The organism is Novosphingobium sp. PASSN1 (assembly GCF_002278815.1).
In genome coordinates, this window is the sequence record NZ_NKIS01000012.1 from 1 (window position 1) to 21,301 (window position 21,301).

At 62.1% G+C, this 21,301-nt stretch carries 15 protein-coding genes and 1 pseudogene; 12 read left to right on the forward strand and 4 right to left on the reverse strand.

Translation table 11 applies throughout. The features are described from left to right. The 4 genes and pseudogenes from CFE35_RS17755 to CFE35_RS17770 form a co-directional block, all read right to left on the reverse strand. A pseudogene (locus tag CFE35_RS17755) lies at positions 1–545 on the reverse strand (formate dehydrogenase); the annotation flags it as partial. After that, positions 542–964: an NAD(P)H-dependent oxidoreductase subunit E gene (locus tag CFE35_RS17760; protein WP_292932633.1), complete on the reverse strand. Its 423-nt coding sequence runs from the start codon at positions 962–964 to the stop codon at positions 542–544. The pseudogene CFE35_RS17755 and the gene CFE35_RS17760, both read right to left, overlap by 4 nt. Positions 965–1,034: 70 nt before the next feature. After that, positions 1,035–1,940 carry a LysR family transcriptional regulator gene (locus CFE35_RS17765; protein ID WP_292932635.1) on the reverse strand — a complete coding sequence of 302 codons (906 nt, stop codon included), beginning with the start codon at positions 1,938–1,940 and terminating at the stop codon, positions 1,035–1,037. Positions 1,941–1,992: 52 nt separating this feature from the next. Then, positions 1,993–3,024, reverse strand: a complete 1,032-nt coding sequence (locus CFE35_RS17770; RefSeq protein WP_292932637.1) for an NAD-dependent epimerase — start codon at positions 3,022–3,024, stop codon at positions 1,993–1,995. Positions 3,025–3,393: 369 nt separating this feature from the next. On the opposite strand from CFE35_RS17770, the gene CFE35_RS17775 reads away from it, so the two are divergent. The 12 genes from CFE35_RS17775 to CFE35_RS17830 all read left to right on the forward strand — a co-directional run bounded on the left by CFE35_RS17775 (position 3,394) and on the right by CFE35_RS17830 (position 21,289). Beyond that, on the forward strand, positions 3,394–4,410 hold the full coding sequence (locus CFE35_RS17775; RefSeq protein ID WP_292932639.1) for a KpsF/GutQ family sugar-phosphate isomerase: 1,017 nt from the start codon (positions 3,394–3,396) through the stop codon (positions 4,408–4,410). A gap of 5 nt (positions 4,411–4,415) precedes the next feature. Then, a complete protein-coding gene (locus tag CFE35_RS17780) occupies positions 4,416–5,279 on the forward strand; it encodes a 3-deoxy-manno-octulosonate cytidylyltransferase (protein WP_292932844.1) in 864 nt (287 codons plus the stop codon). Continuing rightward, complete coding sequence (gene kdsA / locus CFE35_RS17785) at positions 5,276–6,151, forward strand: 3-deoxy-8-phosphooctulonate synthase (protein ID WP_292932641.1); 876 nt, start codon at positions 5,276–5,278, stop codon at positions 6,149–6,151. Before CFE35_RS17780 ends, kdsA begins: the two co-directional genes overlap by 4 nt. After that, on the forward strand, positions 6,148–6,990 hold the full coding sequence (locus tag CFE35_RS17790; RefSeq protein ID WP_292932643.1) for an ABC transporter permease: 843 nt from the start codon (positions 6,148–6,150) through the stop codon (positions 6,988–6,990). Before kdsA ends, CFE35_RS17790 begins: the two co-directional genes overlap by 4 nt. 56 nt (positions 6,991–7,046) lie before the next feature. Continuing rightward, positions 7,047–7,652 (forward strand): ABC transporter ATP-binding protein, encoded by a 606-nt coding sequence (locus tag CFE35_RS17795; protein ID WP_292932645.1) that lies wholly within the window; start codon positions 7,047–7,049, stop codon positions 7,650–7,652. Beyond that, positions 7,649–8,809, forward strand: a complete 1,161-nt coding sequence (locus tag CFE35_RS17800) for a hypothetical protein (RefSeq protein WP_292932647.1) — start codon at positions 7,649–7,651, stop codon at positions 8,807–8,809. Before CFE35_RS17795 ends, CFE35_RS17800 begins: the two co-directional genes overlap by 4 nt. An 11-nt stretch (positions 8,810–8,820) precedes the next feature. Next, complete coding sequence (locus tag CFE35_RS17805) at positions 8,821–10,632, forward strand: polysaccharide biosynthesis/export family protein (protein WP_292932649.1); 1,812 nt, start codon at positions 8,821–8,823, stop codon at positions 10,630–10,632. Then, a complete protein-coding gene (gene wecB / locus CFE35_RS17810; RefSeq protein WP_366557159.1) occupies positions 10,629–11,759 on the forward strand; it encodes a UDP-N-acetylglucosamine 2-epimerase (non-hydrolyzing) in 1,131 nt (376 codons plus the stop codon). The genes CFE35_RS17805 and wecB overlap by 4 nt, the downstream gene beginning before the upstream one ends. Further along, a complete protein-coding gene (wecC, locus tag CFE35_RS17815) occupies positions 11,750–13,057 on the forward strand; it encodes a UDP-N-acetyl-D-mannosamine dehydrogenase (RefSeq protein WP_292932651.1) in 1,308 nt (435 codons plus the stop codon). The genes wecB and wecC overlap by 10 nt, the downstream gene beginning before the upstream one ends. Before the next feature lie 7 nt (positions 13,058–13,064). Then, positions 13,065–18,419: an FkbM family methyltransferase gene (locus CFE35_RS17820; RefSeq protein ID WP_292932653.1), complete on the forward strand. Its 5,355-nt coding sequence runs from the start codon at positions 13,065–13,067 to the stop codon at positions 18,417–18,419. Between the two features lie 7 nt (positions 18,420–18,426). Next, complete coding sequence (locus tag CFE35_RS17825) at positions 18,427–20,424, forward strand: GSCFA domain-containing protein (RefSeq protein ID WP_292932655.1); 1,998 nt, start codon at positions 18,427–18,429, stop codon at positions 20,422–20,424. Between the two features lie 109 nt (positions 20,425–20,533). After that, positions 20,534–21,289, forward strand: coding sequence for a hypothetical protein (locus CFE35_RS17830; RefSeq protein ID WP_292932657.1), 756 nt, complete (start codon positions 20,534–20,536; stop codon positions 21,287–21,289). The last annotated feature ends 12 nt before the right edge of the window (positions 21,290–21,301 follow it).

A 21,301-nucleotide genomic window follows, 5' to 3' on the forward strand; every position in this document is an offset into this window, starting at 1 on the left:
GGATCGCCTTCCATCACCATCCGGTCCGCGAAAGTTGCACTGTCACCTTCGTCCGCATTGCAGACGATGTACTTCACCGGGCCAGCGGCCTTGGCGACGGTGGTCCACTTGATCCCTGCCGGAAAGCCAGCGCCGCCGCGACCGCGCAGGCCGGACTGGGTGACATCGGCGATGGTGGCTTCGGGGCCGAGATTGCGGGCACGCTTGAGGCCCGCCCAACCGCCGGTTGCGGCGTAGTCTTCAAGGCTCAGCGGCCGCGTCCTGCCTGCGCGCGCAAACGTGAAGCGCCGCTGGCGGGCAATAAAGGGATGCTCGGCGATTGTGCCGATGGCTTTGGCGCTGGTTCCGACAAGGACGCTGGCGACATCTTCGGGCGTGAGCGGGCCAAAGCCCTGCCCGTCAATTTCGGCCAAGGGTTCGAGCCAGTGCATGCCCCAACTGGACACGCGCTCCACCGTGCAGCCTGCCGCCTTGAAGGCGGCGGCAACGGCATCGGCACCGCAGGCCAGCGCGGCGGCGTCATCGGAGATGCGAACGGTTGTCATGCCAGGCTCTCCACCAGCGCGCCAAGCCGGGCGGCATCGAGCCGCCCGTGGACTTCATGCCCCACCATTGCAGCCGGGCCGACGCTGCACAGGCCGAGGCAGTAGACCGTCTCGACTGCAACGCGCGGATTGTCCGGCAGCGCCGCAACCAGCGCTTCGACGCCGCGCGCCTGGCAGCTTTCGGCGCGGCATAGCTTGAGCACCGGGCGGCCTTCAGGCTCTTCGCGGAAATCGTGGTAGAAGCTGACAACGCCGTGCACTTCCGCCCGCGTCAGGTTCAGCGCCTGCGCGATGCGACGCACCGCGCTTTCCGAAACGTGGCCGAATGCGGCCTGCACATCATGCAGGATCGGCAGCAGCGCGCCTTCGCGGCTGGCGTGGGCGGCAAGGATGCCATCGAGCTCGTCTTGGTCTGTCATAGTGAAATGCCTTGGGAATTGCGGCGCGAAGGTCAAATCGAAATGCCTGATGGTTGATAGATAATCTCTATTACAGGGACGGCGGCAATCCAGCCGGTTCCAGCGCCCGTGCCGCCGCCAGCGCAGCGCGCGCCATCGGGCCAAGCGGATCGCGGTTGACCACGACAAGCCCGACGCGGCGCGCCTCTTCCGGCGCATCGAACGGCAGAAAGCGCGCCCATTCCACGCCCGCCATCATCCGCGCATAACCATCGGGCACGATGGTCGCGAAGCCCCCGGCCTCGACCATGGCGAACAGCGCGAAGTGGCTGTCTGCCGTGGCGCGCGGGGTGACGGCAAGGCCGCGCGCGGCAAGGCGTTCGTCAAGGATGCGGCGGTATTGCATGCCCTGGTGGAGCAGGCAGAGATCTTGTGCGCAGGCCTCTGCCCACGTGACGGCGGTATGCTGGTCGAACCCGCCGCCACGCGCGGCGAGGAACATGTAGCGTTCGGCATAGAGCGGCACCGAAAGCACGTTGGCGGGCGGTTCGTGATCGAGATAGGTCAGCCCGGCATCGACTTCGAAGGCATGCAGCCCATGTTCGATCGCGCGGGACGTGGCGGAGCGCACCGAAAGCGTGAGTTCGGGGTTCTGCGCCAGCAGCGCTTCCCCCAGCAGGCCTACCAGCGGTAACGCTGCGGGGATCGCGGCGAGGCCGAATTCGCCCCGGAGCGGCGCGGCAGTGGCCGCCACGGCGCTGGCCATGCCGCTCACCGCGCCGAGGATCTGCTCGGCCCATGGCAGCATCGCCTGCCCGTGCGGGGTGAGGCCGATGAAGCGCCGGTCCCGCTCTACCAGTCGGCGGCCGAACTCGGCCTCCAGCGTGGTGAGCCCGGCCGAAAGCGTGGGCTGGGAAATGCCGCAGGCCGCTGCCGCTTTGGCAAAGTGTCCCTCGCGCGCGAGCATAACGAAATAGCGCAAATGGCGAAGCTGCATCGATGGGCCGTCCCGGTTGAAAGGAATAGCCTATCAGACTTGGCGCGAACCGTCAGTCCGAGTTCTGCGCCATGTACTCCTGATACCACTTCACGAACGCGCCAACCCCTTCGCGCACGGTGGTCCGCGGCTTGTAGCCGAGGTTGCGTTCGAGATCGGACACGTCCGCGAACGTATCGGGCACGTCACCGGGCTGGAGCGGCAGCAGGTTCTGCTCGGCCTTGCGCCCGATCGCTTCTTCCAGTGCGGCGATATATTCGGTCAGCTTCACCGGGTTGTTGTTGCCGATGTTGTAGATCCGGTAGGGCGCGTTGCTCGATGCCGGATCGGGGCGCATCGCGTCCCACGCCGGATCGGGCTGCGCCGGATTGTCGCAGGCGCGGATCACGCCTTCGACGATATCGGCCACATACGTGAAATCGCGCGTGTGGTTGCCGTGGTTGAAGACGTTGATCGGCTTGCCTTCGAGGATGTTCTTGGCAAACAGGAACAGCGCCATATCGGGGCGGCCCCACGGGCCATAGACGGTGAAGAAGCGCAGCCCCGTGGTCGGCAATCGGTAGAGATGGCTGTAGCTGTGCGCCATCAGCTCGTTCGCCTTCTTCGTCGCGGCATAGAACTGCAGCGGGTGATCCACGCCGACATGTTCGCTGAACGGCATCGCCTGATTGGCGCCGTAGACGCTGCTGGTCGAGGCATAGACCAGATGCTCGACCCCGCCATGGCGGCAGGCTTCGAGGATATTGGTAAAGCCGACGATGTTGCTTTCGACGTAAGCGTGCGGGTTCTCGATCGAATAGCGCACCCCGGCCTGCGCCGCGAGGTTGATCACCCGGCGAATGTCGTTCTCGCCGAAGGTGCGCTCCACCGCCGCGCGGTCCGCCAGATTGGCCCGGACGAATACGTAGCGCGCGTTAGTGCGGCGCGCGGTTTCCTCCAGAATGCGGAGCCGGGCCTCCTTGATCGAAGGGTCGTAGTAGTCGTTGACGACATCGATCCCGACCACATCATCGCCGCGCTCAAGCAGCGCCTTGGCCGTGTGAAACCCGATGAAACCTGCGTTTCCAGTTACGAGAATCGCCAAGGCGGTGGCCTCCCTGTTTGCTGGTGATGGGGCGGCCTGCATGACCGCGGGAGCCGACCGATAGACGAACCGGTTAAGGACAGCGATCAAAAAACAATGCGCAGCAGATAGATACGTAACGATTGCTGAACAGTAACCAAAGGGCCGCACGACCAGTCGTTTCGTCCCGGATGGCCATCATTCTGTCGCTTCAAGCTTGACCGGGCCCGCTTACGCCCAAACCGCTTTGGCAGGGGGCCAACGACGAACACGAATACCTGCGAGAATGGCTGCTCCAGACATGATGGATGCGGCCATGTTGCCTTTTGGTCACACTCGCTCTCCTAGGCTGCTTGCCTAGGTATAAATCTGAGCTTAGGGATTTTCGTAATGTCTGCCACCCACACCCTTGAGACGCTTGACCAAATCGACGTCTCGCCACCGTCAACGATCGACCTGATCAGCCGTGGTAGAAGGGTCATCAACACGGAAGCGGCTGCATTGAGCAGCCTCGCCCAGAATCTCGACAGCGCCTTTGCCGATGCCGTGCAGGCCATCATGGCATCGAAAATGCGCGTGGTAGTGACCGGTATGGGCAAATCCGGCCATGTGGCGCGCAAGATTGCGGCTACTTTCGCGGCAACGGGCACGCCGGCCATCTTTGTCCATCCGGCAGAAGCCGCGCACGGCGATCTTGGCATGATCGTGCCAGGCGACGTGCTGCTGGTGCTGTCGAACTCCGGCAATACCGCTGAGCTGCGCCCGATCATGAGCTACGCACGGACGCTCGAATGCAAGATCATCAGCATCGCGGCGCGGGCAAAGTCGCCGGTGATGCGGGGGGCGGATATCGGCCTCTTGCTGCCCGAAGCACCTGAGGCCTGCACGGTCAACATTGCACCCACGACATCGACCACAATGATGCTCGCACTGGGCGATGCGTTGGCTGTTACGGTGATGGGCGTGCGCGGCGTTTCGCGCGAGAGCATCGAGACGTTGCATCCGGGTGGGTCGATCGGCCGGCAGATCGCCACGGTCGCGGACCTGATGCGCTCTGGTGATGCCATGCCGCTGGTCCCGGCCGAAGCGCCCATGCGCGAAGTGCTGGTGACGATGACGGCCCGCAGCCTTGGCATCGCGGGCGTGACCGATGAGGCCGGCCGCCTTGTGGGGGTCATCACCGATGGCGACCTGCGCCGCCACATCGACATCCTCATGACATCCAGCGCGCGCGACGTGATGTCGGTTCGCCCGCGGACAATCTTCGCCCACGCCCGCGCCCACGAAGCCCTGACCATGCTTTCGGCAAGCCGCATCACGGCCCTGTTCGTGGTGGAGGACGAGCGCCCCGATCACCCGGTCGGCATTGTCCACATTCATGATTTCACCACGCCCGGAGCGGCGTGATCCGCATGCCATCACAAGCGGTGATCATCATCCCGGCACGGTTCGCCTCGAGCCGCTTTCCTGGCAAGCCGCTGGCCCCTTTGCGCGGCGATGACGGGACGACGCGCCCGCTGATCGAATGGAGCTGGCGCGCGGCAAAGGCTGCGGCGGGGCCCGCCGGGGGCACCGTTGCCGACGGGTCAGTCAGCATCGTGCGCATCGTCATCGCCACTGACGACGAGCGGATTGCCGAGACGGCGCGCGGCTTTGGCGCAGAAGTGGTCATGACGCCGGAAACCTGCCGCAACGGCACCGAGCGATGCGCTGCGGCCCTTGATGGGTTGGGCGAGAGCCCTGACATCGTCATCAACTTGCAGGGCGATGCGCCGCTCACCCCGGCAGACCTTATCGAGGCGACACTGACACGCATGGTTGCCGATCCCGATCTGCCGGTCTGCACGCCAGCCGTTCCGTGCAGCCCGGCCATGCTGTCGGGATTGCTGCAGGACCAGGCGGAAGGACGGGTCGGCGGGACCACGGCTGTCTTCAACGAACGGCACGATGCGCTTTATTTTTCGAAGCGAGTCCTGCCCTATGTTCCGCAGGACCGCATCGCCGGCCACCTCGTCCATCTTCACCTGGGGCTCTATGCCTATCGGCCTGCGGCACTTGCTGCGTACATGGCGCACCCGCCCTGCATGCTCGAAGAGATCGAAGGGCTCGAGCAACTCCGCTTCCTCGACGCGGGCATACGCGTAGGTATGGCCGTCTGTCCGGTGCCGGCGTGGGATGTCATCGAACTGAACAATCCTTCCGACACGGCCGCAATCGAAGCGGCTCTCAGGCAACGCGCCGCACAGTTCAGGAAGCAAGGCGGGCAGCCATCATGAAACTTCTCGGCCGCGAAATCGGCATCGACCAGCCGCTGTTCCTGATCGCTGGACCGTGCGTGATCGAGTCTGAAGCGCTGTGCCTCACCGTGGCCGAGGAATTGCGCCGACTGGCCGAGCGGACCGGCATTCTGGTGGTGTTCAAGGCAAGCTTCGACAAAGCCAACCGCAGCTCCGCCCGCAGCTACCGCGGGCTCGGAATGGATGAAGGCTTGCGGGTTCTGGACAAGGTCAGGGCGGCGACCGGCCTGCCGGTGATCACCGATGTCCACGAGGCGGCGCATGTACCTGCGGTTTCCGAAGTGGTCGACATGTTGCAGACGCCGGCGTTCCTCGCGCGGCAGACCGACCTGATCATGGCGGCAGCAGCCAGCGGCCGACCGGTGAACATCAAAAAGGCGCAATTCATGGCGCCGCTCGACATGGTTCAGGTGATCGACAAGGCGCGCACCGCTGCTCTGGCAGCAGGGGTGGATGCCGATTCCCTTCTGGTCTGCGAACGCGGCACCATGTTCGGCTATGGGAACCTGGTGGTCGATATGCGTTCGCTCGTGCAGATGCGGGAGACCAGGTGCCCCGTGGTGTTCGATGCGACTCATTCGGTGCAGTTGCCGGGGGTGAACGGGACGAGTTCAGGTGGCCAGCGCGAGTTCGTCGAGCCACTTGCCCGCGCAGCCATAGCGGTAGGCGTTGCCGGGATATTCATGGAAACCCACCCGGATCCGGCGAGTGCGCTGTCTGATGGGCCGAACGCGATTGCGCTGGCTGACCTGCCTGCCCTGATCGATCGGCTGCTGGCCCTGCGCGGCGACAGCACACGCGGGCTCTCCGGAAGCGCGCCGAACCCCATCCCGGAACACGGCGCCGAATGAACATCACCACCACGACAGAAGGCGTTGCGGGCCCTGACGGTGGCGGCGAATTGCCCCGCGTCCGCCGAAGCAGCCTGGCGATCACGCTGGGCGTGTGGCGCGCGCTGGTCCTGCGTGAAGCCGAAACGCGCCTTTTTGCCAGCCGCACCTCATGGTTGTGGGTCTTTGCCGAACCCGTATTTCATGTCGGCTATCTGATGTTTCTCTATTCGTCGATCAGCGTGCACAAGGTTGGCCAGATGGATACGATCATCTGGTTGGTGATCGGCCTGCAATGCTTCTTCCTGTTCCGCGATGTCGGCAATTCGGTTTCGAGCGCGCCGAGTTCCAACCGCGCCTTGTTCGCCTATCGGCAGGTCAAACCTGTAGACACGATCATTTCGCGCGCATTGCTTGAAGGCTTTGTATGGATCGTCGTGCTGCTGGCGCTGATCGTCACCTCCGAACTGCTCGGCCACGAATTCGAGCCTGAAGAACCACTGCAATTGCTCTTTGCCTTTGTCGGCCTGTGGCTGACCGGGGTCGGCTTTGGCATGGTGATTGCCGGTCTGGCAGCCATAGCCGATGAAGTGCGCTTGCTGATCAAGCTGGCGATGCGGCCACTCTACTTTACCTCGGGCGTGGTTTTTCCGCTTTCTTCGCTGCCGCCCGATTGGCGCGAGGTGCTGATGTTGAACCCGGTTGCCAACGCCATCGAAGCGGCGCGCCATGCAGTCTCGCGGTTCTACAATCAGGCGCCGGAAACCGATCTGACCTACGTGTTCGAAGCGGGCGGCGCCATATTTGCGCTCGGACTGGTATTGGTTGTACTGCTTAGCGACAAGATTGCCGAGCAATGATAACTGTCCGCAACCTCTACAAGCGGTATCGAACCGCACACGGCGCTGGGCCTTGGGTGCTGAACGACATCAGCTTCACGATCCCGACGGGCCTGAGTGTCGGCGTCGTGGGAAAAAACGGGGCTGGAAAGTCGACGTTGCTTCGCCTGCTCGCGGGGGTCGACAGGCCAACGAAAGGCAGTGTTGAACGCGAGGGGCGGATTTCCTGGCCGCTCGGCTTTGGCGGCGGGCTTCAGGGGGTTCTGACCGGCCGCCAGAATGCAAAGTTCGTCTGCCGCATCCACGGCCATGAGGAGGACATCCCCGAGCGGCTGGAGCGGATCGAGGCTTTCGCCGGGCTGGGCCGGGCGTTTGATGAGCCGATCCGGACCTACTCGACCGGCATGGCCGCGCGCCTGCGGTTTGCCATGTCCGTGGCCTTCGATTTCGATGTCTATATCTCCGATGAGATCACCGCTACGGGCGACGCTTCCTTCCGCAAGAAGGCCGGAGACGCTTTCGCCGAACAGGCCAAACGTGCCAGCCTGATCATGGTTTCGCACCAGGAGAAAGTACTTCTCGATTACTGCTCCGCCGGGATCTGGATCAGGAACGGCCGGTGCTTCTGGTACGACACGATCGATGAAGCCGTGAAACGATACAGGAAATACATGTCGGCATGATCAATCTGCCATCCCCAACTGTCCTCGGGAACAGGATCGCAAGCCGATTCAAGCTTTCCTCCGACCGCACCGCGATCCGCAATCTCGTGATCGGGATTGCGGCGGCGGTGAGCCTTGCCTCGGCTGCGTACTGGATGCTGCTTGCATCAAACCGTTATGTCTCCGAAGCCCATATCATGGTGCAGCGGACGGACGTCTCGGGCCCGTCCATCGGCACCCTGAGCGGCCTTCTGGGCGGGATCACGAGTTCGGGAGATCGAACCGACCAGATGGTTCTGCGCGACTACCTGACTTCGCAGGACATGCTGCTCAAGCTTGACGCGGAACTCCATTTGCGCGCGCACTTCAGCGATTGGCACCACGATCCGCTTTCACGCCTCTGGTCTCGCGACGTACCGATCGAGCGGTTCCATGATTATTTCGTCAGCCGGGTGCGGATCGACTTCAACGAATATACCGGCTCACTCAACATCCAGGCTCAGGCCTTCGATCCTGAAACGGCACGGGCGATCGTGCGGGTGATGTGCCGCGAGGGCGAGCGCTTCATGAACGACAACGTCCACCAGCTGGCGAATGCGCAGGTCGCGTTCCTTGAAGGTGCCACGAAGCGCGCCGCTGATCGCAACGCGGAAGCACGGGCTGCGGTGATTGCCTTCCAGAACCGCGAAGGCATTGCCTCACCCGACGATGCCGTGCGTCAGGTATCGACCATCATCAACCAGCTCGAAGCTCGGCGCTCGGCACTGCAGGCACAGCAGGCAACACTCGAATCCTATCTGGTGCCCAATCATCCCGACGTGGTTTCCGTGCGCGAGCAGATCAACGGGATCGAGCAGCAGATCCGCAGGGAAAAAGACAAAGTGACATCGGGTTCCAGCGCATCACTCAATCGCACTGCGGATCGCTTTCAGCGTCTGCAGCAGCAGGCTTCCTTCACCGAGAGCTTGTACCAGAACACACTCGGTGCACTCGAAAAGGGCCGGATCGACGCGATGCGCACGATCAAGAAGGTCAGCATACTGCAGCAGCCGACCTTGCCGGAGCGAGCGGACCAGCCCAAGCGGCTTCATAATTCGATCGTCACAGCCATCATCGCGTTCGTGCTGGCAGGGGTGGTTCTGCTGTCCATCGCGATCATTCGCGATCACATCGATTGAGGAAGCGGACCGTGCCCACAAAGATCCTTCACCGCGTGTTGCGCTGGGTTTTGCCGGTGCTGGCGCTGGCTGGCCAAGCCGCCCAAGCGCAAAACAATCCGCTATCGGCCGATACCATGTCGCAGATCCTGCAGCAGGTCGACCCGTCGACCCTCGCAAGCGTCGCGGCCTCGGCCGGCGTATCGGTCCCGACTACGAGCAACGGCCTCCCTGCCTCGCTACCCGCGATCGGCAGTGCAAGCACCGCGCCGCCTGCAGGATCGAGCACAGACCCCTCCATCGCCCGGGTGACACCCCAGGGGCCGCCTCAGTTCGACTACAGGGCGAACCTCACGAGTCCGGTTTTCGGGATGAACCTGTTCACAGGCACGTTTGCTCGTGGCAGCAGCAGCCGGTTCAACCCCGATTACATCGTCGGGACCGGTGACAGGATCAATGTCCGACTGTGGGGCGCCTATACTGCCAACCTTTCGCTGACAGTCGATCCGGGCGGCAATATCTTCCTCCCCAGCGTGGGCGCGGTGAACATCCGCGGGGTGCGCAACGCCAATCTTCAGTCCGCAGTCGAAGGCGCGGTCGCGCGGTCATTCCGCCGCAACGTCTACGTCTACGCCAGCTTGGCCGAAGCCGAACCGGTAAGGGTATTCGTGACCGGTTTCGTGCAGCGCCCGGGCCTTTATGAAGGCACGTCGATGGCCTCGTTGCTGCACTATCTCGATCAGGCAGGGGGGATCGATCCGACGCGGGGTTCCTTCATCCAGATTCAGGTCAAGCGGGGCGAGCAGGTCCGAGCCCGGGTCAACCTCTACGAATTCATGTTTCGCGGGGTGATGCCGCTGGTCAACCTGGCGGACGGTGACGTGATCTTCGTTGGGCCTCGCCAGAATACCGTGTCTGTTGCGGGCCTTGCAGAGAACGCGAAGATTTTCGAATTCCCCAGCGACATCAAACTCAGCTCAGCCGATCTTGCGCTGATGGCCCGCCCGCTTGCCGCCGCGACCAACATGCGTGTCACCCGAAACACCGGGGTCGTGCGCAATACGGAATACTATGCGCTCAGCGATGCTGCCTCGGTCACTCTCGGCAACGGCGATGAAGTGGAATTCACCGCCGACAAGAAGCCGGGAACGATTACCGTGCGGGTGGAAGGCGAACATGACAGCGTTCAGGAATATGTGATGCCGTACGGCTCGCGCCTTGGCGAGCTGCTCCAGCGCGTTCAGTTTTCCAGCCGCTCGGTCCCGGAGAACATCCAGCTTTTCCGCACCAGTGTGCAGCGGAGGCAAAAGGAGATGCTCGAGGTGTCGCTCAAGGCGCTGGAATCCGCCGCTCTCAACGCCCGTTCGGGCACGAGTGAAGAAGCACGGCTCCGCGCCCAGGAATCAGAAATGATTCTTCAGTGGGTCGATCGCGCCCGCAAGGTCACACCGGTTGGCCAAGTGGTGCTCGGCAACGGGCCGGAACGGGACGGCCTCCAGCTCGAGAATGGCGACCGCCTGCGCGTCCCGGGCAAGGATGGACTGGTCCTCATCAGTGGCGACGTGCTGTTCCCGAATGCCGTCACCTGGGAAAGCAGCACCTCGGTTGGCGGCTACATCGCGAGCGCCGGTGGCTACTCGCAAAAGAGCAGTGCGCGGCGCATCGTGATTGCCCACCAGAACGGCAGCTTCGATTCTGCCGAGGACAACAGCCGCGGGGTCCGACCCGGCGACGAGATCCTTGTCCTGCCGAAGATCGACACAAAGTCGCGTCAGCTCTTCAAGGACCTGACCCAGATTCTCTATCAGATCGCCGTGAGCGCGAGAGTGGTGCTGGCACTATGACAATCAAGGTACTGACAGTATTCGGCACGCGGCCGGAAGCGATCAAGATGGCCCCGCTGGTCAAGCGACTTGCGGCGGCCGACGGCTTCGACGCGCGGGTCTGCGTGACGGCCCAGCACCGCGAGATGCTCGATCAGGTCTTGCGCCTGTTCGAGATAACACCGGATTACGACCTCAACATCATGAAGCCGGGTCAGTCGCTATCGGGCATCACCAGCGAGATTCTTACTCGGATCGAGCAGCCGCTGGGCGAGTTCAATCCGGACATCGTCCTGGTCCATGGCGATACCTCGACCACGCTCGCCACGTCGCTCGCCGCGTACTATCAGCGCATCCCGGTCGGCCATGTCGAGGCAGGCCTGCGCACCGGAGACATCTACTCGCCGTGGCCCGAAGAGGCCAACCGCAAGCTGACGGGCGGCCTTGCCCGGCTGCACTTCGCACCCACCGCGCAATCGCGGGCGAATCTGCTGGCCGAGAACGTTTCGGCGGACAGCATTCACGTGACCGGCAACACGGTGATCGATGCGCTGCTGCTGGTGAAGGCGCGGATCGAACAGGACACGGCGCTGGCAGACGAGCTTGCCGCCCAATTCTCGGATATCCTGCGTCCGGACGCGAAGCTGATCCTTATCACAGGCCACCGCCGCGAAAACTTCGGTGATGGATTCGAACGCATCTGCGCCGCGATCGCGGAACTTGCCCAGCGCTACCCCGAATGCGATTTCGTCTATCCGGTCCATCTCAACCCGAACGTCCGAGGGCCGGTGCATCGCATTCTGGCGGACGTCACCAACGTCCGGCTGATCGAGCCGCTCGATTACTTGCCGTTTGTCTATCTCATGATCCGCAGCCACATCATTCTCACCGATTCGGGCGGCATTCAGGAAGAGGCGCCTTCGCTGGGCAAGCCAGTACTGGTGATGCGCGCAACGACCGAGCGCCCCGAAGCAGTCGATGCCGGGACAGTGAAACTTGTTGGCACCAGATCCGAAGATATTGTCCTTGGCGTAGCAACTCTTTTGGACAACGAGGCCGTATACGCGGCAATGAGCGCTGCTCATAACCCCTACGGCGATGGCCGTGCCTGCGAAACGATCCAACAGGTGCTTGAACAATGGAAATGATTCAAAGAGATATTGATGCTGTTGCGGCATCGGGCCGCGCAGCAGATCGCGGATTCAAGCGCATTTCGGTAATCGGGCTGGGCTATATCGGTCTGCCCACGGCAGCTGTGTTCGCCGCCCGCGGGGTCGAAGTCATCGGTGTCGACGTCAATGCCTATGCGGTCGAGACGATCAACAGTGGCCGAATCCACATCGTCGAGCCGGATCTCGATATGGTGGTGCATGCTGCAACGCAGGAAGGCAGGCTGCGGGCCACACTGACGCCGGAACCGGCCGAGGCGTTCCTCATTGCGGTGCCGACACCGTTCAAGGGCGATCACGAGCCTGACCTGCGCCATATCGAGGCCGCAGCAAAGGCCATCGCGCCGGTGTTGGCGCCGGGCAACATCGTGGTGCTGGAATCCACCTCACCCGTCGGAGCGACCGAACAGTTGGCCTCTTGGCTGGCCGACGCGCGCCCAGACCTGACCTTCCCGCAGCAAGCGGGCGAGGAATCGGACATCCGCGTAGCCTATTGCCCCGAGCGCGTGCTGCCCGGCCATGTGCTGCGCGAACTGGTGGATAATGACCGCGTCATTGGCGGCATGACGGCGCGGTGCTCTGCAGTTGCCAAACGGCTCTACAAGACCTTCGTGCAGGGCGAATGCGTCATCACCAACGCGCGCACCGCCGAAATGTGCAAGCTGACGGAAAATGCCTTCCGTGACGTGAACATTGCATTCGCCAACGAGATGTCGCTGATCTGCGACAAGCTCGACATCAACGTGTGGGAACTGATCGGCCTTGCCAATCGCCACCCGCGCGTGAACATCCTGCGCCCGGGCCCCGGCGTGGGCGGCCACTGCATCGCAGTCGATCCCTGGTTCATCGTCAATCGCACCCCCGAACAGGCCAGGCTCGTGCACACCGCACGGCTGGTGAATGACGGCAAGCCCGGTTGGGTGATTGCAAAAGTCGTCGAGGCGATCACGGCGATCCATGCGCAGCACCAGCGCACACCCCGCGTGGCCATCCTCGGCCTGGCGTTCAAGCCGAACATCGACGATTTGCGCGAAAGCCCGGCGATGGAGATTGCCAAGCAGCTCGGCCAGCGCAGCGATGCCGAGGTCTGCTTTGTGGAGCCCAACATCACGGGCCTTCCCGCCTCGGCTCCGCCGGCCCGGCTGGTATCGCTGGAAGAGGCCTTGCCTTGGGCAGACATCGTCGTCGTGCTGGTGGGTCACGACGAATTTGTTGGCATGACGACGGCAAGCAACCAGATCGTCATCGATGCCGTTGGCTTGATCCAGGGGGCTTGAGGGCGTCATGAGTGAGGGGGGCAGCTCTCCGAAGACATCCGGAGAAGAACGCGAGATTGCAGCCGCAGGGCCGGCGATTGCCGATCTGGCGGTTGGTGCGGCGCAGTACCGCATTGTGCTGCCCCATGCCGCAACCGACTATATCCAGAACAAGATCCTCACCGAGGGGAAACCCTACGAACAGGAAATGCTGGATGACATGGCCGGGCGGATTGCGCCGGGCACACTCGTGCTCGACGTGGGCGCAAATGTCGGCAACCACACGCTGTTTCTTGCAGCAGTCGCGCAGTGCCCGGTCATCGCGTTCGAACCGAATGCAGAACTTTGCGACGCGATCGAGGAAAGCGCGCGCCTGAATCCCGGGCTGCCGCCGATTACCGTCAAGCGTGTCGGTGTAGGGCGCGAGACCGCCCGTGCCGAGTTCGGCGCGGCGAAGCCCAACAACCTCGGCGCTCAAAACCTCGTGTTGACCGAGGGCGGAACCCTCGACGTCGTTTCCCTTGACAGCCTTGATTTGCCTGACCGTGTCGGGATGCTCAAAATCGATGTCGAAGGCATGGAAATCGACGTTCTCGAAGGGGCGGCAGGCCTGCTGCGGCGGGACCGACCGATCCTTTATATCGAGTGCATCACCGAAGCCCAGTTCCGCACGATCAGCCGCAAGCTGAAGGAAGCGGACCTTTCCTATCTCGGCTGCTTCAACGCCACGCCTACGCACTTGTTCATTCCCGCAGAAGCGGTGACGATCGAGGAACGGCTCGAGTTTCTGCAACGCCGCACCGGCCAGGGCGATTACCGGCAGAACCAATTGCTGCGCGAATTGCGCAACCAGCTTGCGCCAGCCGGAGCCCGCGAGAAGCTGGCATTGGAAAATGCAGAGGCCCTGCGCAAGCGTGGCGACATTGCGCTACGCAAGGAGCGTGAAGCGGCAGAAGCCCTTCTCGGAGCGCGGGAACAAGCGCTTGCCGCAACCGCAGCCGCGGTGAAGGCCAAAGAAGAAGCCCTTGCAGCATCTGCAGCCGTGGTCGGCGCGAAGGATGAGGCGCTGGCCCTCAGCCAGCACGAACGCGAAGCGCGCGAAGCCGCTCGCGAGGCGCTGGCACAGATCGTGGCCGCCAAGGATGAGGCGCTGGCCCTCAGCCAGCACGAACGCGAAGCGCGCGAAACCGCACGCGACGCGCTGGCACAGATCGTGGCCGCGAAGGATGAGGCGTTAGCCCTCAGCCAGCATGAACGCGAAGCGCGCGAAACCGCACGCGACGCGCTGGCACAGGTCGTGGCCGCCAAAGATGAGACGCTGGCACAAGTCATTGTCGCCAAGGAAGAAGCACTCACCTTGCGCCAGCTGGAGCAGGATTCCGCCGAAACTGCGCGCGATGCTCTGACAAGAGTGATTGTCGCCAAAGACGAAACGCTTGCGTTCAGTCAACGCGAAGTGGATGCGCGTGAAACGGCGCGTGATGCATTGGCGCAAGCGATCAGAGCGAAGGAAGAAACCTTTGCACTCGCCCAGCGCGAACGCGAAGCGCAGGAAAATGCACGCCTTGCACTGGAGCTTGCAGCCCGGACCGAGCAAAGCCTGCAATCCGCCAACAATGATCTGCGGCAGCTTGATGCGCGGCACAAGGTTGCAGAAGCCCGCATCGCGGAATTGAGCCGGGAACGTGCCAAGCTTCTGGCCGATTGCAACAAGCTGACCGACGAAGCGCGCGACTTGCGCCAGAAGATCCGCAAGCTGGAACGGACGGTCGAAGTACGCGAATTCCGTATCGCGGCGATGGAACGCAAGATCAATGGCCTGCTCGAACGCGTGGACCGCGTGCGCGAAAGTATCGCCTTCCGGCTCGGCAACGCGATCCTTGCACTGAAATCGCTCGCCGGGATCAGGGCCTTCCCTTCTGCCATCATGTCCATGCGCCGTGATGCGCGGCAGCGGCGGCTCGCTGCGGCGAACAAGGTCACGGCCTTGGTCGAGGCGCCGCAGCCCACGCCCGAGCAGATCGACACAAACGAGACCCTCGATGACAGCGACCGGGGGCCGGCTTTCCTCAAGGCACTGCCTGCCAATCTGCGGTCTCTCAAGATCGCCGGCGTGATGGATGAGTTCACGCGATCAAGCTATGCGCCGGAATGCGAACTGCTGGAGCTCGACCCCGACACATGGCGCGAGCAGCTTGAAGCGTTCATGCCAGATCTGGTGTTCATCGAATCCGCCTGGCGCGGTTTCGAAGGCAAATGGTCGCTCAAGGTGAGCAACCGTTCGCCCGAGATCATGGGCGTGATTGCCTGGGCAGCGCGCAACCGTGTGCCCAGCATGTTCTGGAACAAGGAAGACCCGGTTCACTTCGGAGGTTTTCAGCACATCGCGCAGGCCGTGGACCACGTGTTCACCACGGATATCGACTGCATCGCCCGCTATCGCCGCAAAGTCGGGCACAACCGGGTTTACCTGCTGCCGTTTGCCGCGCAGCCGCTCACGCACAATCCGATCGAGAAGTTCGAGCGCCAGAACGCCTTCTGTTTTGCAGGATCCTACTACCTCAAGTACCCCGAGCGGCAACGCGACTTCCAATCGCTGATCGAACTCGCCGCCACGGTCGCGCCGGTCGAGATCTACGACCGCAACTACGAAAACCCGCATCCGCACTACGAGTTCCCGAAGGAATACACCCCCTACATTGTCGGCAATCTTCCGTTCGACAAGATTGAGAAGGCCTACAAGGGTTACACCTACGGCATCAATATGAACACGATCAAGCAATCGCAGACGATGTTTGCGCGGCGTGTGTTCGAATTGATGGCCTCCAATACCATCGTCCTGAGCAACTATTCGCGCGGCGTGCGGATCATGTTTGGGGATCTGGTGGTCTGCTCCGATAACCAGAACGAAATCGGACGCCAGCTTGGCGCCGTGACCGGCGATCCGGTTACTGCGCGCAAGTTCCGCCTCGCCGGGGTACGCAAGGTGCTGTCCGAGCATTGCTACGTGCACCGGCTTGCCTACATCGCGGCCAAGGTCTCGGGCCAGACATGCACGGTGGAAGCCGCGCCAATCACAGTCATCGGCAAGGTGGCCTCGCTCGATGAAGCGAACCATCTGCGTACCTGCTTCGCGGCGCAGCATCACCCCAACCGGTGCTTGGTCCTCATCGCTGCCAATGGCCTCGCCTTGTCTCCCTCCACGACAGGTGCAGAGGCACCGGGGAAAGCGGAACGCATCATCGCGGAAGGCGATCAGGCAGCGCTGCAAACGCTTGCCGGTGAAAGCCACTGGGTCGCCCCGTGGCATCCCGACGATCACTACGGCGCGCATTACCTGTCCGATCTGGCGCTGACCGAGCGCTATGCTCAGCCCGATGCAGTGGGCAAGCCTGCCCATTTCTGCGCGAGCGGCGATGAACTGACTTTGCTGCAGAACGGCGAGCAGTATCACCCTGTGCCGACCCTGGCGGCACGTTCGGCATTGGTGCGCGGCGATTGGCTGTCTACCCATTGGCAGGCACAGTCCGACCCGTTTGCGGCAGACTGGCTGCTCAAGGGCGGCACCTTTCTGGGCGTCGACGAATTCAATTATTGCCGGAACGGCAGGCTTTGCGCAGCAGATGTCGCGGCGACGGTCGATGACATTCCCGATCTATGGACAGGCACATCGCTTGAGCAGACCATCCTGCCGCTGGCCGAGAGCTCTCCAGCAGCACCTCCCATACTGCCCACCGACGCCACCGGTGCGGAGCATTTCGCCCTGCCGGCCGAGACCATGCGCGCGCTTGCTCCTGCACGGCCCCCGGCAGGTGCAGTGCTCAAGGATGCGGGCGGCCCGGTCTGGACGGTGCGCAGCGAATTTGCCGCCGACAAGTATGGCTATGCCTATCTTGGCAAGTACTTCACGCGCGAGGAATTGAACCTGCGCCTGAACAGCCGCTTCGAGCTTGATGCCGAAGTGACCGGCGAAGGTTTCGACGCGCGAAGCGTGTTCGAATTTCTCGATGCGAACAAGGTCAAGATCAGCCACGGCATGTTCCGCGTGGGAAGCGCGGGCACGCTGGCAATCCCGCCGAACTGCGAATTCGTGCGCTTTGGCCTGCGGCTGCAGGGCAGCGGCACGCTGGCGATCCGCCGCCTCATTCTGGACGATGTGCGGGAAAAGCCGAATTTCCTGATCCCGACTGCTTCCGTGCTGGTGCTGGGCAAACAGTATCCTGCCTACGACGACCTGTACCGCTACGGGTTCGTGCACAGCCGCGTCCGCGGTTACCGCAAGGCTGGCCAGCGAGCCGACGTGTTCCGCATCAGCAACGACCAGCCGTTTGCCTTCCGCGAGTTCGAGGGCATCGATATCGTTCAGGCCAACCAGGATTTTCTGGATCTGGTGCTGCGGCAGCAGCGGCACGAACATGTCTTCGTCCACCTGCTCGACAAGTTCATGTGGGACATCCTGGAACGCCATCTGGATCAGGTGAAGATCACCGTATGGGTCCACGGCGCCGAAATCCGCGCCTGGCAACGGCGCAGCGCCGAGTTTGCGCGGTTCGAAGATTCAGAGCGCGATCGGCAGATGCGCCTTGCAGACCAGCGCCTGGCCTTCTGGCGGAAGGTGGCCGCAAATCCGCATCCGAATCTCTCGTTCGTGTTCGTCTCGGAAACGCTTCGCCGCGAGGCTGAAGAGGACCTCGGCATCAGCCTGCAGGGCGAACGGTTTGCCGTGATCCACAACTTCATCGACGGAAACCTGTTCGCATATCAGCCCAAGCAGGCGGAGGATCGCCATGCCGTGCTTTCGATCCGTCCCTTTGCGGCGATAACCTATGGTAACGACCTGACCGTCGAGGCGATCCGGTTGCTGTCGCAACGCCCCGGCTTCGACCGCCTTTCGTTTACCCTGATCGGCGATGGCGAACTGTTCGAAGAAACGGTCGCACCGCTGCGCGGGATGACCAATGTGACGCTTGAGCGGCGGTTCGTGACCCAGGCGGAAATTGCCCAACAGCATGGCAGGAACGGCATTTTCCTGTGCCCGACGCGGCTGGATTCGCAAGGCGTTTCGCGGGACGAGGCCATGGCTTCGGGGCTGGTCCCGGTGACCACCAATATCTCGGCCGTACCCGAATTCGTGGATGATACCTGCGGTGTTCTTGCGAGCCCCGAAAGCCCTGAGGAACTGGCCGATGCAATCGAGCGCCTTGTCGCCGATCCGGACCTGTTCCTGCGCCTTTCGGCTGCAGCAGCGGCAAGGGTTCGTGCACAATCGGGATTTGCCGAGACCATCGAACGGGAACTGAGCCTGCTGCAGGCCGCCGCTCCCGTATCGACAAACGGCCAAAACGGTTATCAGGCCAGGCTGAAAGTCGAAGCGGAGTCCTGATCGGGTGTTGCCGCAGTCAGTCAAGGAGGAAATCACCAGCCGTGTGGCTGGCGCATTGCGGTTCCGCCGCTCTGGCACCCGTGACCGCGTCATCCGCGTTGCGGGATGCAGCATTCCCTTGCGCATCACGATTAACCCGGGCTCCAAGAATATCGTGTTCGCGTTTCACGGCGCTGTTCATCAGGACAGCCGCAGCGGCACGACGTTTGCCCATTTCCCCAATCGGCAGACTGCGCATTCCCACCAGATCAGCATTGCCGACCCCTCGCTCGCGAAGCACCGCGATCTCTCCATCGCCTGGTATTGCGGCCATGAAGGCGCTGATATTCAGGGTATCGTCAGTGCGATCTGCATCGAAGCCGCACGGCTTCTGGGCGCCGAACGCAGAATCTACACCGGTGGTTCGGGCGGCGGCTTTGCCGCGCTGTATTTCTCCCACCGCGATCCCGGCAGCGTGGCGGTGGTCTTCAATCCGCAAACCCGGATCATGGACTATTCGGGACGGCTCGTAGCCAATTATCGCAAGGCCTGCTGGCCCAGCCTGACCAAGGATGCCGACCTTGCGAAAGTCACCTGTGCAGACCTCGTCCCGCTGTATCAGAAGGGCCTGACAAACACTGTCATTTATGTTCAGTCGCATGGAGACCGTAGGCATTTCACGCGGCAGCTGATGCCGCTGGTCGGTGCTATCGCCCGGGCCTCGGAGCGCCAGAACTTCATTCTGCATTCGGACTACTGGGGCGAGATGGGCCATGTCAGCCCGCCTGAAGAAGCCATCGCGTGGCTGGCAGCCGCCTGCAAGGCGGCGACAACACAGGTCGAGGATCTGATCCAGACGTGGCACGATATCGCGCATGGCGCCGCCAACCTGACATCAGAGGAACCCGTACTTCCGAAAGCGGAGCACCAGCCGGAAACCAAACTTCAGAACGTCGCGCCGCAGATAACGGCGCCTCTGAGGGCTGCGGTGCAGGAAGCAGCGCATGGCCATCCCTATCGCGGGCGGCCGGAAAGATCGTTCTGGAAACCCGCGATCAGCGAGCGGCACATCGCAGATCTCGACAGCCTCAGCCAGCCCATCCCCTTTGATCCGGATGACCGAATTGCCACTGCGGGCAGCTGCTTTGCTCAGCACATCGGACACCACCTCGCGCAGCGGGGTTGCAACTACATGGATCTGGAACCGGCACCTGCTGCATTCGGCTCAAGGGAAGAAGCCCAGGCGCGTGGGTACAATCTGTTTTCATGCCGGTTCGGCAACATCTACACATCCCGCCAACTGCTGCAATTGCTGCTGGCGGCGCAAGGGCGTCACACGCCGGCAGATGCAGTCTGGATGCGGGACGGCCGCTTCTTCGATGCCCTGCGGCCGTCCGTCGAACCCCGCGGCACGGCAAGTGCCCAAGACGTGCTTGCAGCGCGCAAGCAGCACCTCGAACACGTCCTCATGATGTTCTCGACCCTCGATCTGTTGGTCTTCACGCTCGGGCTTACGGAAGGCTGGGAATCCCGCCTCGATGGCACCATGTATCCAACAGCGCCGGGCACCATTGCCGGACAATACGACCCTTCACGCTATGCGTTGCGCAATTTGCGTTATGGCGAAGTGATGGCAGACATGGAGACCTTCTGGCGGGAACTGCGCATCATCAATCCCGGCGCACGCCTGCTGCTCACCGTATCGCCCGTTCCGTTGGCGGCAACAGCGGGAGAAGAGCACGTCCTGCCGGCCACGGTCTATTCGAAATCGGTCCTGCGCGCGGTTGCAGGCGATCTCGCGGAAGATCATGAGGGCATTCACTACTTTCCGTCTTACGAAATCATTGCAAGCCATCCTGCAAAAGGCATGTTCTTCGAGCCAAACCAACGCGAAGTAAATCCGCTCGGCGTCGAACTTGTCATGAAAAATTTCTTCATTGCCACCGGCATGGCCGACCTATCCGGTAGCGAAATCACATCCACTGGAATTGTTTGCGAAGAAGGACGCCTCGCAGACCTGCTGTAAACTCGTTGATACTGGAAGAATGATGTCTAAACATTTCGACCCTACTCGGGAGAAATTTGTAGTTGTCTGCGGGATGCCACGTTGTGGCACAAGGCAGTTCACGGATTTCATGTCCCGTCACGATTCCGTCGCGCTGCAAGGTGAAATCAGCAATCGCGTCGTGCCGATCATTCGCAAGGCAGTCGAAGCCGCAGATCAGCTCTACCCGGCAGGCTATGCCGCCGATGCGATTGCAGTAAAGCGCCCGCAGACGATCATCCAGATGTTCGGCAGCTTTTCGAAAACCATGCCGATCAATGTTCCCGCGGCGCCCATACAAGGCTTCAAGTCCCCGTCCGCCGAACTGATGTACCGGGATCTGAATGCTCTGCTTCTGCCGAGTTTTCCGCAGGTCAGATATTTCTATTGCATCCGCAACCCGATCGATTGCTACTTGTCGCTTTCATCGATGCCATGGTTCGCCATGGGGGCCAACGATTACATCGACCGCTACATCACCAGCATTTCCGCAGCATCGCAGATCGCCAGGATCGGTGCCGAAGGTCGCAAACGCGTGGTCATCTCCACGCTCAACCTCGATTCCTTCATTGCCTCAAAAGACAAGGCGATGTGGCTACGGCAGCGCATTTTTGCACCACTCAAGATCGGACCATCGGTGGAATGGCTTGCGAAGATTTCCCGGACCACCGAGAACCGGAATGCTACGGAGCGCGTGACCGGAACCCGTCGAGACAAGTCGATGCAGCCCGAAGCGCTTGCGATATTCAAGGCACGCGAGGCAGACCTGCAAAAGGCCATCGAGGTCTTTAATGCGACGTTCAAGGAGACCTTGTCACTCAAACTGCCGCAAGTTGTCGAAGCCTGAATGGCCATTCGG